This is a genomic window from Bacillus licheniformis DSM 13 = ATCC 14580 (genome assembly GCF_000011645.1).
In the GTDB taxonomy this organism is placed as follows: Bacteria; Bacillota; Bacilli; order Bacillales; family Bacillaceae; genus Bacillus; species Bacillus licheniformis.
Genome location: NC_006270.3, coordinates 1057308 through 1074098 on the forward strand (window position 1 = coordinate 1057308; position 16791 = coordinate 1074098).

The following is a 16791-nucleotide window of genomic DNA, read 5'->3' on the forward strand; positions in this document are numbered from 1 at the left end:
ACCGTGAAGAAGCAGATTCTTCACGGCTTGAGGTCATGCCACATGTCCTCCGGATTAAGGATTGACTGTTCGGTTAAATAAGAAGCATATTCAAAGCTTCTTTTCTTCGTTAAGCGGCTGACAGATGCCAGACGGGGATGGGAGAAGATTCCTCGGCCGGGCCGGGAGTTGGCTTCAAACAGCCACACCTTTCCCGAACGGTCCAATCCCAGGTCAAAGCCGATTTCTCCGATGAAACCGTCAAGCTTTTCGTCAAGGACCCGGCTGAGAAGGACCGCCGCTTTTGTCAGCTTTTGCAGAGTGTGAAGCCTTTCCTGAGGATCATCATAAATCTCTGCAAGTGTTTTCACGGCGCCGCCGCTCGACATATGGGTTGTAATTCCGTCCTTTCCAGCGATTTTGGCCGCGATGGCTGTGACGGTCCATTGACCTTTTCCGTTTTTGTTTGTATGAACCCTGAAATCTGCCGGGTGATGATCCACTTCGATCCGTTCGATGCCTTGCTGGGCAAGATAAGAAGTATGTTTGTGAAGCATCTGCCATTCTTTTAAACATTCAGCAGCGGACGAAAAAGATGTGACGCCTTCGGCATGTCTGGCAAGAATACCGTTTTCTTCCCGTTTTGAAAGCTGGAATATGCCTTTGCCGAAACTGCCGCCGGCGGGCTTTACATAAATGAAGCCGTATTGGTCGATCATGTCTTCGATTTTATCGGCATCGGGCTCCAATGCCGAAAATGGAAGCAATTCCGCTGTCCTCTCGTCTTGCTGCAGACATTCATAGATCTCCCATTTATTAAAGAAGCCCGGATTGAACCACGGAATGCGGTATTCATCCATAAGCCGTTTTTTTGTTTCCCGCAAGGCGGAGGATTCTTCGGCTTTGCGGTTCGGCAGTCTGTCGTATACAACATTAGGCAGCGGGACTATGGCCTCCTCCCAGCCGTTTTCCCTGAAAATGAGAGCCTGCACCGTGCCTTCTTCCCAATTAATCTGGTGCGCCCCGAACAGATAGCTGTAGCCTCCTGCCGGGAGATCCATCGTCAAAAGCTTCGAAAAAAATAAAGACCTTCCTCTGACAGGATCCAGCTGCGATTTTGTGAAACCGGCGGTGAAAATCCCGATTAAAGGCCCGATATAGACGGTATTGTCGCGAAAAAGCAGGGAGGCTTTGCCGCGGTACGGAATCCGCAGGTTTTTGTACAGATTTTCGGATAATAAAACGGTGCGCTTCAAATGGCTGTCAAATGAGACATGGCACCGTTCAACACTCGTACCGAAAGCGGCGAATAACAGACCGTCCTGTTTGAAAGAAGCGGGCAGGAGCATCGTGTTTTCACTCGTCTGGTGGATGCCGACCGTCAGCGGTTGACCGGTCATCTTTTCTCAGCCCCTTTCGCGCCGGCTGAAGCCGTTAAGAATGAGCAGTACTCCAAAGGACCTTTATACAAAAGCTCCCTTTTTTCAGGAGAGTGCTTGATAAAAGCGTGTTTTCCGGGCTTTGAGTTGACATCCAGCAGCCAGACTTTTCCGTCTTTTGTCAGGCAGATATCAAGGCCGAGCTCGAATAATGGCCCGTGATTTGATTCAAGCGCCAGGGGAACGGCCTGCGCCATTGTCTCTAAATCATCGAGAAGGACGGCCTGGCGCTTTTTCGGCACGGATAAAAGCCAGCTGTCAAAGCTCACCGCCTCAGAGCCACCGGCCAGGTTTGCAAGCAGTCCATGCTGATAGCTCCGCCTTACCGTTTTACCGGCTGTTTCCCATTCGCCATAGCCGTTTTTCTGTAGCAGCAATCTGATATCACAAGGAAAACCGTCCTTGTCTTGAATATCGAGGAACGATTGCAGCAGATAGCGGTGCTGAAGAACTTTTTGGCACCACGTTTCAAATGAGGCCTGTTTCGAAAATGATTTCAGCTGTTTGTGTTTTCCGGTTTGGTAGGCGGCCTTTACCGTTTTTCCCGTAAGCTCAAGATGAATGATGCCGCGGCCTCCTGATCCGGATGCAGGCTTCAAGATGCATGATTTTTCTTTTGCAAGCTTGCGCAGGATATCCTGGGCATTTTCTGCAATCGTTGTTGCAGGAAGGTAGGACTTGATGACGGGATCGGCTTTCAATGCTTTGTAAACCGTCCATTTGTCAGGAAGTCCAAGTCCTAAAAATGTCGTTTTAGGATACTTTTTGAGCCATTCGACAATCGGTTTTGCTTTTTTCGATTGCTGATCTCTGCCGTAAAAGCAGCGGTCATAGATCAATTCCGGGATTTCTCTTTCAATTTCATTCCACTGTCCTGACTTCGGGTGAAAGGAGAGCCCTTTCACAAGCAGGGAACCGGGGGAAATATCCAGGGGGGTGAACCGGATAAATCGGATTCCGTAGTCCGAAGCCACTTTGGCCAGTTCTTCGGCATAGGCTTTTTCATGTCCGTGCGACAGCGACATAAATCCAAGCGTGATCATGATTATACCTCCTTCATGAAAAACAAGGCTTAACAGGCTGAGACTGTCAAACTTCGGGCAAACTTTAATATATAGACTTCTGTTTCATGATACGCTTGAGATTGCAGAAATAGGCTTTTGTAAATTGGAAATGATTAAAAATTTTAGAGCGCCCTTTATACAATTGCCATCTGACCCATTGTATTTTGAAGCGGCTTGCTCCATTCCGTTATTTGCCCGTCTTTTATTCAGCTACTATAATAACGTTAGGCAAGACGGTGAGGACCATCGCCAAGACCTACGCTGTACAGCTATGATGTCAGGTAAAAAGGAAGGCAGTTGAAAAGAACATGTATGTATTTGGGATTTTTGCCGTTATGATTGCAGTCGGTGCACTTATCGGCGCTGTAACGAATCATTTTGCGATTAAAATGCTTTTTCGCCCCTATAAAGCGATCTACATATTTGGAAAGCGGGTACCTTTTACGCCCGGATTAATTCCGAAAAGGCGCGATGAATTGGCGAGACAGATGGGACAGATGGTCACAGGCCATCTGCTGACAACAGAAGGGCTCAAAAAAAGGCTTGCATCCGATGCGGTCAAAAGCCAGGCGGTGCAGGTTGGAGAGAGGCTTTTGGCCCGCCTCTCGCAATCAACGGCCACCGTTGAAGAAGCATTGGAAAGCATCGGGATTTCAAACCCCGCCCAAAAAGCGGATCGAGCGGTATCCAGATTGGCGGATGAGAAGCTGACCGCATTTTTAGAGGCGTATGAGAATGAACCGCTGAAAAAGCTTTTCCCTCTTGAGGCTCAAGAAAAGCTGAAAGAAAAAATTCCGATGGTGTCCAGCTATATTTTAAGCCGGGCTGTCAGCTACTTTGAAAGCGATGAAGGCAAGGAACGCCTCGGACATATGATTGACGATTTTTTGAAAGAACGGGGCATGCTCGGCAGCATGGTGCAGATGTTTTTAGGCAACAGCAGTCTGGTTGACCGGGTTCAGCCGGAGATTGTGAAGTTTTTAAAGAACGGCGAGACCGCGGGGCTTTTACAGGATCTGCTTGAAAACGAATGGGACAAGCTGAAAGAATATACGTTCAAGGAAGCAGATGACAAATGGAACCTCAAACCTCTCATTTTCGATTTGAAGGAAAAGCTTTTGAAACGATTCTCGCTTCAGCCGTTTTTCGAAAAGACGATAGGCTCCTCTATTTCCAGTTTTGAGCAGGATATCGCTTTGCGCCTTCCGCAGATGGCCGACCGCCTTCTGGAAGAAGCGGGCCGCCGCCTTGATCAAGCGCTCAAACAGCTGGAACTCGAGCAAATCGTCAAGGAACAGGTGGACAACTTCCCCGTTGAACGTCTTGAAGAAATGGTGCTGTCCATTTCCAAGCGGGAGTTTAAGATGATCACGTATTTAGGCGGCCTGCTTGGCGGAATCATCGGAGCGGTGCAAGCCATCTTTGTGATTTTGATCTGAGGCTGAAGACGGCCTGCTCATACGGAATTATCGTATAACTGTGAAAAACACTCCATAGTTTGTTATAGTGGAGTGGTGCCGATTCCATAAGAAGAATACGGGCAGGAAAGGAGCGGATCAATATGACGGTCAATTTACATGACTCGGCTTATGACTTGGAACAAGCATTGCGTCAAAGCGAAGAATATTCCCGATTGAAAAATCTTTATGATGAGGTGAATGGCGACCCATCTGCTAAAAAGATGTTTGATAACTTTCGCGATATTCAATTGAACCTTCAGCAAAAACAGATGAACGGCGAAGACATCACCCAGGAAGAGGTCGAACAAGCGCAAAAATCCGTGGCGCTCGTCCAGCAGCATGAGAAAATCTCGCAGCTGATGGAAGCAGAACAGCGGATGAGCATGCTGATTGCTGATTTAAACAAAATCATTATGAAGCCTTTGGAAGAGCTTTACGGAAATCCGGAGAGCTGATAAAAAATCCCCTCTTGTCTTGACAAGAGGGGATTTTTTCACTAAGTGAACAAATAATGTTCATAAAGATTTAAAAAAGACTTGTCAATTTGTGAAATAGTTGCGATAATACTAAATGTAAGTGCTTTCATTTTTGCCGGGATACGATCATGAAAAACGGACTGGCGGCAAAATGATAAGGGGTACAGAGGAATTTGACAGATTGAAAGCACCGTCTGCTGGTCAAATAAAGGGGTTGTCAATATACGGTGAATTGAACGAAAGGGGCGTTGAATTCACTGTTTTGAATATGAGGGAGAATCATGATCGTATCCACAAGATGCGAAGTCAAAAGTCTGTGAAAACAGGCTTTTTTTAGTATGTACATCAAGAGGGCTGTTCTAAAAAAAGGGACCGGGACATATCCTCTATAACAGATTCAGTCATCAAAGAAGGGGGACCTCCTGGTGTCAAAACAAATGCTTGCGCTGAATATAGACGGAACGCTGCTTCGGACAAACGGACGGCTTCATCCCGCAACGAAGGAAGCGATCGAATATGCAAAGAAGAAAGGTGTATATGTTACGCTTGTGACGAACAGACATTTCCGCTCCGCTCAAAAAATCGCCAAATCTTTAAAGCTGGATGCGAAGCTGATTACGCACAGCGGAGCGATTATAGCGGACAAAATCGCCGAACCTTTATTAGAAAAAAGGATTTCCGAAGAACAGACATTTAACCTTGTTCAAATACTGGAAAGCTATGATTGCAATATCAGAATCCTCCATGAAAAATATTCGATTGGAAATCGGAAAAAAACGAATTCAAACCTGCTGGGGAAAACGATGATTCACCCGTCTGACCCGATTTTTTATCCCGTCCAGTTTGTCGATTCGCTGAGCGACATGCTGATGGATGAACCGGTCAGCGCGCCGGTGATCGAGGTTTATTGCTCAACAGGTCAGTCCGAAGAAATCAGGCAGACGATCACAAATGCGTTTCCTCTCGTCGACATCATTGAAGCGGGAGAAAAAATGCTGATTGTCCATAAAGGAGTTTCGAAAGAAGCGGGATTGACGATGCTCGCCGCCGACCTCGGATTAAAAATGGAAGATGTCGTTGCGATCGGCCATGATATCGACGACCTTCCGATGATCGAGCTTGCCGGGCTCGGAGTCGCAATGGGCAATGCTCCTCAGGAGGTTAAGCAAAAAGCGGATTGGGTGACGCGCTCCAATGATGAACAGGGCGTCGCCTATATGATTAAAGAATACTTCAGAATGCAGCAAAGCAAAGGGTTTCTTAAAAAATTCCATATTAAAAAAATCTGATTCTTATAAGATCCCCGCTTCAACTGGAATGCGGGGATTATTCATTTATCGGTCTCCTAAAGGAATGTATGTTTCCCGGATTGATTTTGCCCATTTATTTTTGTACACTAAAGAAAGTTTTGAAACGAAAAAGGTGATGACATTGCGCATTTATATAGAAGGGCTCCAAGACGAAAGGTTCCAGAGACCGCTTGAGCATATAGCGAACTTATTCTTTGAGGAAAGCGAAGTCGCTCTTGGCGAAGAAGCGCCGGCAGACCTTGCGATCGTTCTCGGCTATGAACGGGAAGAAAACGGCGTCAAGGCTTCCGGTGCGATAAAGGATACGGACATTACAGCAGAATATGCGAAAAACATTGACCCCAAGCTGACGGAAAAGGAAGCGTTTAAGCAGGTGAAGAATACCGTTTCCTACGTTTTTTTGAGCATGCTTCAGGAGCATACCGGGATCATTCAGAAATGGGGGATTCTCACCGGTGTCCGTCCGACAAAGCTGCTTCACAAAAAGCTGGAGAGCGGCATGCCAAAGGAAGAGGCCCATGCCGAGCTGAAGCGGGATTATTTAATTCACGACGAAAAGATCGAACTGATGCAAAACATTATTGACCGTCAGCTGAAAGCTGTACCTGATTTGTATGAGCTGGGCCAAGAGGTCAGCATTTACATCGGCATCCCGTTCTGCCCCACGAAGTGCGCCTACTGCACGTTCCCGGCGTATGCGATCAGAGGACAAGCCGGACGAGTCGGCTCATTTTTGTGGGGGCTTCACTATGAAATGCAAAAAATCGGTGAATGGCTCAAGGAGAACGATGTCAGCATCACGACCGTGTATTTCGGCGGCGGAACGCCGACAAGCATTACCGCCGAAGAAATGGATTTATTGTATGAAGAAATGCACCGTTCATTTCCCGATGTGAAAAACATCCGCGAGGTTACGGTTGAGGCCGGGCGGCCCGATACGATTACAGAAGAAAAGCTCGCGGTCTTAAAAAAATGGAACATCGACCGCATCAGCATTAACCCGCAGTCTTACGAAAATGAAACGCTGAAAGCGATCGGACGCCACCATACCGTGGAAGAAACGATCGAAAAGTACCATCTGTCGCGAAATGCCGGTATGTCGAACATCAATATGGATTTGATCATCGGCCTTCCGGGCGAAGGAGTAAAAGAATTCAGACACTCTCTTTCCGAAACCGAAAAATTAATGCCTGAATCATTGACCGTTCATACGCTGTCATTTAAGCGCGCGTCTGAAATGACGAAGAACAGGCATAAGTATAAGGTGGCTGACCGCGAGGAAATTGTCGCGATGATGGATGACGCTGTCTCGTGGACGAAACAGCACGGTTACCATCCCTACTATTTGTACAGGCAGAAAAACATTCTCGGCAACCTGGAGAATATAGGCTATTCCCTTCCCGGCCAGGAGAGCATCTATAACATTATGATCATGGAGGAAAAACAGACGATTATCGGGATCGGCTGCGGAGCTGCGAGCAAATTTGTCGATCCGAGATCGGGAAAAATCACGCACTTTTCCAATCCGAAAGACCCGAAAACTTACAATGACAGATTTGAACATTATACAAACGAAAAAATCCGCTACTTGTCTGAGCTTTTTCAGAAGGATGGTTCTCAACAAGAATAGAAGCTGCTGCCGGGATCACCGGCAGCTTTTTTATTGCGGAATCAGGCCGGAATCGGCAACAAAAAAAGGTTTTGGAGGGCAAAGGTGGAATAATTTAAATAGTATCAATTGTAAACGTATTCACGGAGGTGCAAGATGGAATATATCAAATGGAAAGACGAAGACGGGATTTTTGAAATTGTACTGAATCGCTCTGAGGCGTACAATGCCTTGAATGAAAAAATGCTTGAAGAACTGAATGAAGCTTTGCGTGTTGCAGAGGAAAGCGAATCGCTGCTTCTCCTTGTGAGAGGCAGCGGCAAAGGATTTTCGGCAGGCGGAGACATTAAGATGATGCTGTCTTCCGGAGATCAAGACAGCTCCGCCCGCGTCATTGACACAATTTCTGAAATTGCGGTGAAGCTTTACAGCATGCCGAAGATGACGACAGCGGCTGTCCACGGTGCGGCTGCGGGTCTGGGATTGAGCCTCGCGCTCAGCTGCGACCATGTACTGGTCGAAAAAGAGGCGAAGCTGGCGATGAATTTTATCGGCATCGGGCTTGTTCCCGACGGAGGCGGACACTTCTTTTTAGAGCGGAGAATCGGTGAAACTGCGGCCAAAGAATTGATTTGGAGCGGGAAAAAATTGACGGGGGCCGAAGCGCACGAGCTTCGGATCGCAGACGCCGTATTCAGCGGGGACTCCGGCCGTTTTGCGCGCATCTATCTTGAAAAGCTTCTGCACGCTCCGCTGGCAGCGATGATTGAGACAAAAAAGATCTATCAGGCGTTGAATGGAGGCAGGCTGCAGAAAACGCTTGAACTCGAGAAAACGGCCCAGATGAAAATGAGGCTGACAAGCGACCATCAGGAAGGGATCCGCGCATTTTTAGAAAAGCGCCAGCCGCAATTTAACCGTCAGCAAGTATAACAAGAGCGGTCCGGCAGGAAATTGACCTTGGGAAATGATGTGCAGAAACAATTGTAAAAAAATTTAAGTTTCCATAAAATGATTCATAAGATACAGATCTGTACGAAGTCTTGGGAGGCGGCGAAATTGAAACAGAAGATTCCATCTGAATACGTTGCTAGAAAGCTGAATGATTGGTACAACGCCATTCGGAAAAATCAGATCGCCGCCAGTGAATCATTGAAAGCGGAAATTTTAAATGATTTTCAAGACATGGAAGAAAATCGGGACGTCCTGCTCTACTATTCGCTGCTTGAATTCAGGCATAAACTGATGCTCAGCTATTTGAAACCGAAAGAGACTGAAAATATTGAAAAAAACCTCCGCGACTTAGAAGAAAAAGAAGACCAAATGACGGGTTTATTAAACTATTATTACTGGTTTTTTAAAGGGATGTATGAGTTCAAACAAAAGCGGTTCGTCAAAGCAATCGGCTGCTATAAAACGGCTGAACAAAAAGTCAGCGCACTGGAAGACGAGGTTGAAAAAGCGGAATTTTATTATAAGCTTGCGGAAATCTACTATTATATCAACCAGAGATACCTGTCGATCAACTATGCGACGCTAGCTTCCGACATTTTTAACCGGTATGAAACGCTAAAAGAAAAAAAGATTTTCTGCGATTTTATCATTGCCGGTAATTGGGTTGAATCGATGACATACGGACCCGCGCTGAAAAGCCTGGCCAATGCGCTTGAAGACGCCAGGAAAATCAAAAACAGCCATTTGACGGCAGCCGCTCATTTTAATTTGGGAAATTGCTATTTCCACCAAGAATCGTACCGGGAAGCCTCAGATCATATGGAGAGCGCCCTTTCCATTTTTGAACAGGAAAGTTCATCATATATTCCCAAAGTGCTGTACAACTTGATGTACGTCCGTCTCAAGCAGGGGAACCATGCCGGAGCTGCCGCCTGTTATGAAAAAGGCATCCGAAGCGCGGCATCGCTCGGGGATGAAGAACACGCGGCAAAGCTTAACATTCTGTGCGGGCTGTATTTAGACGGAGGGGATCAGAAAGCCGTGGAAAACGGATTTGATTATTTGGAGTCAAATCATTTATATGCTGCTGTTGAAGAGCTGGCTTTAGATGCAGCCCAGTATTATAATCAAATTGAGCGGCTGAAAGATTCCATTTTTTACTATGAAAAGTGCGCTCAGGCAAGTCGAAAAATCAAAAGGGGAGATGCGTTGTATGAAAGCTAAACTGTTGTTCGTCGCGGTGTCGCTGGCTGTTGTGTTAACGTCTTCAAGCTTTTTGGCAGATGCGGGGAAAGCCCCTTCCTTGTATGCGGACAAAATGATCACGACTGACAAGGAGGCTCGAGTTTAAGGGCATGATTTCATCTGAGAATGAGCGGGCTGACGCAGCGAAAGAATGGGCGATGTATATTACAGTTTCTTGCCTTTTCATCCTGATCGTCTCTGTGATTTGTTTTTTCGCTCCGGTCTACCGCTTGCAGGATCTCTTGTTTCGAATGTTTGATGCTGTCATCATCTGTGTGCTGACGGTCAATGGTCTTTATTATCTGAAAAAAAATAAAGGCGTCGCTTGCGCATCGTTTTTACTCGGCTTCATCAACATGGGACTGCTCGTTGTTTTGATGGTCCGCTAGTGTTTGGCGGATAAAGGGCAGGCGGCGGCAGCGTGAAACTTTTCCCCCGAAGCGCCGCCTTACCCGTATTTTAGTCAGCTGCGGAAAACAATGATTTTACCGGACGAATGTACTACCCGGTGTGTATGCTCCAAAAATTGCTTTTCCTTCAGCATTCCTCTTCCTTTCTCTTTCGCTTCTTCATCATCGGCCGCTTCAAATCGCTCATTCAAAAGCGTTTCTCCACTAGTGTCGAAAACGGTTACATAATAATTTTCCATTTCTCTGCCCCTTTCTCAAAATATGATCTATTTGTTTAAAATTATATAAAAATCAAAAAAATCCTTTTTAAAATGGTATGACTAACGTATGATTGTAAATTGGAAGGAGGAGTTATAATGCTCAAAATCGATCACGTTACGAAAAGGTTCGGTTCATTTACAGCCGTAAACGATCTGACGCTGGAGATTCCAGACAAGCAAATGTTCGGTCTGCTCGGCGCCAACGGAGCAGGGAAAACGACGACATTCCGAATGATACTCGGCCTTTTGAATGCGACAGAGGGTACTGTCACATGGAAAGGACAGCCGATTAACTACGGTGTCACAAACAGCATCAGCTATTTGCCCGAAGAGCGCGGACTGTACCCGAAGCTGAAGGTGAAAGATCAGCTCGTGTACCTCGGACGCCTGAAAGGCATGACCAAACAAAATGCGCTCAAGGAAATGGAGAAGTGGCTCGAACGCTTCCATATTACAGAATACGCCGACAAAAAGGTTGAGGAGCTGTCCAAAGGGAACCAGCAAAAAATCCAGTTTATCACGGCCGTGCTGCACAAGCCGGAGCTTTTGATTCTCGACGAGCCGTTCAGCGGGCTCGATCCGGTGAATGTCGAGCTTTTAAAAGACGCGGTCATTTCTTTGAAAGACGACGGCACCTCGATTGTATTTTCAAGCCACAGAATGGAGCATGTCGAAGAGCTGTGCGAACACGTCTGCATTTTGCAGCGCGGGACGCCTGTCGTTCAAGGGAAATTAAAAGAAATCAAACGTTCTTTCGGCAGAAAAAATGTCACGATTCACGCGGACGGCGACTTGAGCTTCTTGAAAGAGGCGGACGGCATCGTCAAATGGCGTGATCATTCCGAAGGAGTCCGCCTGCAGGTCGAGAATGAAGAAGTCTCTCAAGAGCTGTTTACAATGCTGCAAGGACGCGGGTTTATCAGAAAGTTTGAACTTGAAGAGCCTTCTTTGCATGATATTTTCGTCGAAAAGGTAGGTGCCCGTTATGAATAAGTTTTGGATTGTTCTTTTTCATACATATATCAGCAAGCTGAAAACGAAGTCGTTCATCATTTCAACGGCCATCACGCTTGCGCTTGTCGTGCTCGTCACAAATTTGGGATCGATTATTTCCATGTTTGACGACGGCGGAGAGGGTGACAAGATCGCTGTCATTGATCGCTCAAATCAGCTGTACGACACGTTTGCCCAGCAGGTGAAAGCACTCGATACTGATGAAGCGCTGGAGGTCCAAAAAGCGGATAAGCCGGAAAAAGAGCTTGAAAAAGACGTCAGAGACGAAAAGCTCGAGGGCATTTTAATCCTGGAGAGAGATAAAAAAGGGGTGCTGAAAGGAACGTATAAAGCGCTCGATATCGCTGATTCCACAGCTGTCTCCACGATTGAACAGGCGCTCTCGCAAGCAAAGATCGCCGTTGGAACGGCTGAATTGAACGTACCTCAGGAAAAGCTGAGTGAACTGTTTACACCGGTAAAAGTCAACAGTGTTGCCTTGAAAGAAGGCGCGAAAACCGAGGAAGAGCTTCAAAAGGCGACAGGGCTTGTGTATGTTGTGCTGTTTGTCATCTATTTTTCCGTTTTGATGTACGCTTCAATGATTGCGACAGAAGTAGCGACGGAGAAGTCTTCCCGCGTAATGGAAATTTTAATTTCCAGTGTGCCGCCTGTCCAGCAAATGTTCGCCAAACTGTTCGGCGTTGCCCTATTAGGCCTGACACAGCTTGCCGCGCTCCTTCTTGCCGGCTATCTGTCGCTTCAGTCCAGCCAGGAAAGCGGAGGGGATGCGGCTGAGCTGGTTAAAGGATTTTTTGATGTTTCCGGCGTACCTACTGCAACGCTTGTGTACGCGGTCATTTTCTTGATGCTCGGCTACTTCTTATACGCAACTCTTGCGGCATTTCTCGGAAGCGTCGTCAGCCGGATTGAAGATGTTCAGCAGATGATTTCGCCGATGATCCTGTTGGTCGTTGCCGGATTCATGATTGCCATGTTCGGACTGAATGCTCCGGATTCGACGTTTATTACCATCACTTCATTCATTCCGTTTTTTGCGCCGATGATCATGTTCCTCAGAGTCGGCGTGCTTGATATTCCGTTTTGGGAAGCGGCTCTCGGCATCGGCATCACCGCTCTCACGATTGTGATTCTCGCCGTCATCGGGGCGAGGGTGTATAAAGGCGGCGTGCTCATGTACACAAGCGGCGGCGGATTGAAAAATATCAAACAGGCGCTTCGTCTGTCAAAAGATCGATAATGAAAAAGAAAAGCAGCTTGAAAGATAAGCTGCTTTTTTCATGCAAATAGTAGAACGTGCATTCGCTTTCAACCCGTGGTAGAATGGGAGCAGAATGTTTTATGAAAAGGAGCAGAAGATTGACAAACATCACTTTCATTCATGCGGCAGATCTGCATCTGGACAGTCCGTTTCACGGCATCAGCCAGCTTCCCGAGGAGATTTATCAGCGGATCAAAAACAGCACATTTAAAAGCGCTGAAAATGTGTTTAAGCTTGCCATTGATGAACAGGCCGACTTCATTTTGCTTGCCGGGGACCTGTTCGACGAAGCAAACCGCAGTTTAAAAGCACAGATGTTTTTGAGAAAACAATTTTTAAAGCTTAAAGAGAACAACATCCAAGTCTATGTGATTTTTGGCAATCACGATCATCTGGGCGGCGATTGGACGCCGATTGAATGGCCGGACAACGTCCACATCTTTTCAGCGGAAGACATTGAAGAAAAATCGTTTTACAAAGACGGCCGGCTCGCCGCAAGCATCTACGGCTACAGCTATCCCGAGCGCTCAGTTTATGCCAATAAGGCCGCTGAAATCAAAAAAACGACCGACGCGCCCTTGCATATCGGCATGATTCATGGAACGCTTTCCGGGGAGAGCGGCCATGACCCGTACTGTCCTTTCTCCCTTCAAGATTTAAAAAACGGACAGATGGATTATTGGGCGCTTGGACATATACATAAAAGACAGGTCATTTCAGCCGCCGATCCGGCGGTGATTTATCCGGGAAACACACAATCCCGCCATATGAAGGAAACGGGGGAGAAAGGCTGCTATCTCGTCAATGTTTGCGGCGGAGAACTGTCCTTCGAATTTAAAGCCGTATCGGATGTCCTGTGGGAAACGGCCAGCATCGATATCTCCGGGACAAAGCAGATGACAGAGCTGATCAGCCTCATGCACGATGCCTTTCAATCTTTCAGAAAAAGAGGCAAGCCCGCATGCGTCAAGATGGTATGGACAGGAGAAACACCCTCTTATTTGGCGGAAGGACAGGCCGGCATCGCGGACGAGATCCTTGACATCTTCCATGAAGAAGAACGGGAGGAAGACGCGTTCATCTGGCTTACCGCGATCGAAGATCAAACCGATGCCGCCTTGTCGGGAATCGAACGGGACGCTTTTTTCCAGGAGCTTTTGCAAGAAATCCATGAGTTTCAAGATTTCAGCCTGATTCTTGACGATTTGGAGCGGCATCCGGTCTTTAGAAGACACGGAGAGCTGTTTAATGAGGAAGACTTCCGGGACATTCGCACGCAGGCTGAAAAACTGCTGCTTCATGAACTGAAGACATTGAAAAGATAAGGGGGGATGCAGGGTGAATATACATGCGATACATATATACGGATACGGTAAATTCGCCAATCAGACATTCCGCCTGTCTCCTTCAAATCTGCATTTGATCTACGGACTCAATGAAGCCGGGAAAACGACGCTCATGTCGTTTATTGAAAGCGTGCTGTTCGGTTTTCCGAAGACGAAACGGTACGAGCCGAAAACGGGCGTCATTTACGGGGGGATGCTTGAGGTCGGACACCCTGATTTCGGCCAAATCCGAATCGAACGGACGGCCGGAAAGCCCGAGCGGGTCACCGTTTACTTGGAAGACGGCAGCACGAAGCCGGAAGGTTTTTTAAATGAGCTGCTGTCAGGCATCGACAGGCAGCTGTATAAAGCGATCTACTCATTTGACGTGTTCGGCCTTCAGGAAATCCATAAATTCAACCGCGACAAAATCGGCCGTTTTCTGCTGTTTTCAAGTCTGTTCGGCTCTGATGCGATTTCCAAGCTGGATGCCGGCCTCGTGAAAAAGCAGGAAGAGCTGTTTAAACCGAACGGAAGGAAGCCGGAGCTGAACCAGGAGCTTGATCGGTTAAAAAGGCTTTCTGAAGATTTGAAAAAGGCGAAAGCGCGGGAAGGCGGCTATTACCGTCTCTTAAACGAAAAAAAAGGCGCTGAGGCGTCGATAAAGGAAAGCGGACAACTGCTCAAAGATCTTGAGCATCTCGTCTTACAAATCGAGCAGGCCATTGAGATTCTGCCGGCGGCCGCGGAAATGCGCCAGCTAAAAGAGCAGCTCGCATCCCTCGGCGGCTCAGAAGAAAGCCGTTTCCCCGAAGGCGGACTTTTCGAGCTCGAAAAGCTCGAATCCCACCTGCATCCAAAAGCGGCTCAGCTGAAGGCGCTGGAAGAAAAAAAGCGCGGTTTGGAACAGCGCGCCGCCGCTTTTGCACCGGCTGAAGACTTCCTCGAGCACGAAGCCGAAGCGGAAGAGCTTTTAACGGCGTATCCGTTTTACCAGTCGTATACCGAAAAAATCGCGTCTTTGACTGAACAGCTTCACCAGATAAACGGACGGGTTCAAGCGGGGCTTGACCGCCTGCAAATCGAGGAATACGATATCCTCAATGCGGACACCACGTATGAATACGAGTGGAAACTGCAGGAAACCGTTCAGGCATACATAGAGCTGCGCGAACTGAAGCGGTCGCTCGACGAGCGGTTTGAGCAGGCGAGGGCTGATCTGGAGGAAGCGGAACAGGCCCATGCCGCTCTCAGCAATGAAGTGATGCCCGATGATGTCCGAAAACAAAAGGAAGAAACCCTTGGCCGCCTTGCGTCCGCCGGCGGTCATGCCGGAAGGCGGGAAGAGCTGATCCTTCAGCTGTCCTATCTGAAGCAAGAACAAAAAGTTCGGATGAAAAGAAGAAGGACCGCTTTTGCGGGAGCGCTTTGCGCTGCTTTTGCGGCAGCTTTTGCGGCGCTCTTTTTCAAGGAGTGGTTCCCGGGCGCTTTGCTCGCGCCGATTTTGCTGATATTTGCCGCTTTTATTTTAAAAAAGCCTGAGCCTTCCGCGGCGGCGGCTTTTATTCAAAAACAGCTGGATGATATTGACCACAGCGGTTCAAAAGGCGGAGTAAGCGACAGCGCTTTAAGGGAGGAGCTGTGGAAGGACGACCAAACCCGGCAGCTCCTTATCGCCAAACAAGCTGAGCTCAGACAGAAAGAAGCGGAATATGAAAGAGCGATTCAAAAATTCGAAGAGTGGGAAAAGGATATCCGTCCGTATCAGGAGAAGACCGAGCGCTATTTAAAAGAGCTGAATCTTTCAATTGACCCGTCATTTTTAGCTGATGCGTACGCTTTGATTAAGGAACTCAGAGAGGAAATTTTGAAAAAGCGGGATATCGAGAAGGAACTGAGCCGCCTTCATGCTAAAAAAGCATCCTTTGAAGCGGGATTGAGAAAGCTTGTCACATCCCTCAGCCTTGCGGGCGGAAGCGTCCAAGAGCAGGTGTTTCAGCTGAAAAGCGAGCTTGAGTCCCAAAAAGAGAAACTTCGTCAAAAACAGGAAGCAGACGTGTCTTTAAAGCATGCGGCCGAACAAATCAAAGAGCTGGCGAAAGAGGTGGAATACTTCCAATCTCAAATTGCCGAACTCTTTCAAAAAGCAGGGGCGGACGGCCGTGAGATGTTCGTCGGACTGGCGAAGCGCGATCAAGCCAGAAAAGAACTAACGGCTAGGCTCGGGCAGCTCAAAAGAGAGCTCGGCAGACAGGACGAGAAGGCCGTTATGCTCGCCTCAGGCCACTCTCTGGCAGAACTGAAAGGAAAGCTGGCCGAGACTCAGGAAAAAAGAGCGCGCATAGAAAAGCAGCTGACAGAAGAAAGGCAGACGGCGGCTAATTTCCATGCAGAGCTCGCCAGACTTGAGGAATCAGGAGCGGTATCGGAGCTTGCCTATCAGACCGGGATGCAAAAAGAGCGGGTCGCCGAATTGGCCAAAAAGTGGGCAGCCGTCAAGCTGATCCGGCAGGCGGTCCAAAACAAGATAGATGAACATAAGAAGGTTCGGCTTCCGAAGCTGTTACAGACGGCTGAAACATTACTGAACCCATTGACTGCCGGACAATACGAAAAAATTTATTTTTCTGAAACAGATGATTCCATGATGGTCATGCGGAAAGACGGAGCTCTTTTTTGCGCACACGAACTGTCTCAGGCGACTTGTGAACAGCTCTATTTAGCGATCCGATTCGCTCTGGCCCTCTCCCATCAAAAGAATGTCAAATTGCCGTTCCAGCTGGATGACAGCTTTGTCCACTTCGACCAAGAGAGGTTTAAACAAGTGCTGAACATTTTAAAAAAGCTTTCAGGCGAAGATCAGCAAATCTTGTATTTTACGTGTCATGAACATGTAAGAGAAGCTTTCCGCGATGAAGATGTGATTCTGCTGCCTTCCGGAATGAAAAAGGTGGAAGGAAAGGAGATGACTAACAAATAAAAGTG

The 16791-nt window shown here is 47.5% G+C and carries 15 protein-coding genes; 12 read left to right on the forward strand and 3 right to left on the reverse strand.

The features are described 5' to 3' along the window. Window positions 1-20: 20 nt before the first annotated feature. Both TRNA_RS26740 and TRNA_RS26745 read right to left on the reverse strand, forming a co-directional pair. The gene (locus tag TRNA_RS26740) at window positions 21-1379 is read right to left on the reverse strand and encodes a YheC/YheD family protein (RefSeq protein ID WP_003180205.1); all 1359 of its coding nucleotides are present in this window, start codon (window positions 1377-1379) and stop codon (window positions 21-23) included. Then, on the reverse strand, window positions 1376-2461 hold the full coding sequence (locus TRNA_RS26745) for a YheC/YheD family protein (RefSeq protein WP_003180207.1): 1086 nt from the start codon (window positions 2459-2461) through the stop codon (window positions 1376-1378). Before TRNA_RS26745 ends, TRNA_RS26740 begins: the two co-directional genes overlap by 4 nt. Before the next feature lie 329 nt (window positions 2462-2790). Here TRNA_RS26745 and TRNA_RS26750 point away from each other — a divergent pair, with 329 nt between their 5' ends. The 8 genes from TRNA_RS26750 (at window position 2791) to TRNA_RS26785 (ending at window position 9925) form a co-directional block, all read left to right on the forward strand. Then, a complete protein-coding gene (locus TRNA_RS26750) occupies window positions 2791-3921 on the forward strand; it encodes a DUF445 domain-containing protein (RefSeq protein ID WP_011197703.1) in 1131 nt (376 codons plus the stop codon). Between the two features lie 122 nt (window positions 3922-4043). After that, the gene (locus TRNA_RS26755; RefSeq protein WP_003180211.1) at window positions 4044-4397 is read left to right on the forward strand and encodes a YlbF family regulator; all 354 of its coding nucleotides are present in this window, start codon (window positions 4044-4046) and stop codon (window positions 4395-4397) included. Between the two features lie 446 nt (window positions 4398-4843). After that, window positions 4844-5707 (forward strand): Cof-type HAD-IIB family hydrolase, encoded by an 864-nt coding sequence (locus tag TRNA_RS26765; RefSeq protein WP_011197705.1) that lies wholly within the window; start codon window positions 4844-4846, stop codon window positions 5705-5707. A 142-nt stretch (window positions 5708-5849) separates the two neighbouring features. Further along, a complete protein-coding gene (locus TRNA_RS26770) occupies window positions 5850-7358 on the forward strand; it encodes a coproporphyrinogen III oxidase (protein ID WP_011197706.1) in 1509 nt (502 codons plus the stop codon). Window positions 7359-7493: 135 nt separating this feature from the next. Then, complete coding sequence (locus TRNA_RS26775) at window positions 7494-8270, forward strand: enoyl-CoA hydratase (protein WP_011197707.1); 777 nt, start codon at window positions 7494-7496, stop codon at window positions 8268-8270. Between the two features lie 126 nt (window positions 8271-8396). Then, on the forward strand, window positions 8397-9515 hold the full coding sequence (locus tag TRNA_RS26780) for a Rap family tetratricopeptide repeat protein (RefSeq protein ID WP_011197708.1): 1119 nt from the start codon (window positions 8397-8399) through the stop codon (window positions 9513-9515). Continuing rightward, complete coding sequence (locus TRNA_RS43830) at window positions 9505-9642, forward strand: hypothetical protein (protein ID WP_016886158.1); 138 nt, start codon at window positions 9505-9507, stop codon at window positions 9640-9642. The genes TRNA_RS26780 and TRNA_RS43830 overlap by 11 nt, the downstream gene beginning before the upstream one ends. Window positions 9643-9646: 4 nt before the next feature. After that, window positions 9647-9925: a hypothetical protein gene (locus tag TRNA_RS26785; protein ID WP_003180226.1), complete on the forward strand. Its 279-nt coding sequence runs from the start codon at window positions 9647-9649 to the stop codon at window positions 9923-9925. Window positions 9926-9999: 74 nt separating this feature from the next. On the opposite strand, the gene TRNA_RS26790 is transcribed toward TRNA_RS26785, so the two are convergent. Further along, window positions 10000-10185, reverse strand: a complete 186-nt coding sequence (locus TRNA_RS26790; RefSeq protein ID WP_003180228.1) for a YhzD family protein — start codon at window positions 10183-10185, stop codon at window positions 10000-10002. 117 nt (window positions 10186-10302) lie between these two features. On the opposite strand from TRNA_RS26790, the gene TRNA_RS26795 reads away from it, so the two are divergent. The 4 genes from TRNA_RS26795 (at window position 10303) to TRNA_RS26810 (ending at window position 16786) form a co-directional block, all read left to right on the forward strand. After that, the gene (locus tag TRNA_RS26795; RefSeq protein ID WP_011197710.1) at window positions 10303-11199 is read left to right on the forward strand and encodes an ABC transporter ATP-binding protein; all 897 of its coding nucleotides are present in this window, start codon (window positions 10303-10305) and stop codon (window positions 11197-11199) included. Then, window positions 11192-12460, forward strand: coding sequence for an ABC transporter permease (locus tag TRNA_RS26800; RefSeq protein WP_003180232.1), 1269 nt, complete (start codon window positions 11192-11194; stop codon window positions 12458-12460). The genes TRNA_RS26795 and TRNA_RS26800 overlap by 8 nt, the downstream gene beginning before the upstream one ends. A gap of 119 nt (window positions 12461-12579) precedes the next feature. After that, window positions 12580-13806: a metallophosphoesterase family protein gene (locus tag TRNA_RS26805; protein ID WP_009328954.1), complete on the forward strand. Its 1227-nt coding sequence runs from the start codon at window positions 12580-12582 to the stop codon at window positions 13804-13806. Between the two features lie 13 nt (window positions 13807-13819). Then, window positions 13820-16786, forward strand: coding sequence for an ATP-binding protein (locus tag TRNA_RS26810; RefSeq protein ID WP_011197711.1), 2967 nt, complete (start codon window positions 13820-13822; stop codon window positions 16784-16786). Window positions 16787-16791 lie beyond the last annotated feature (5 nt).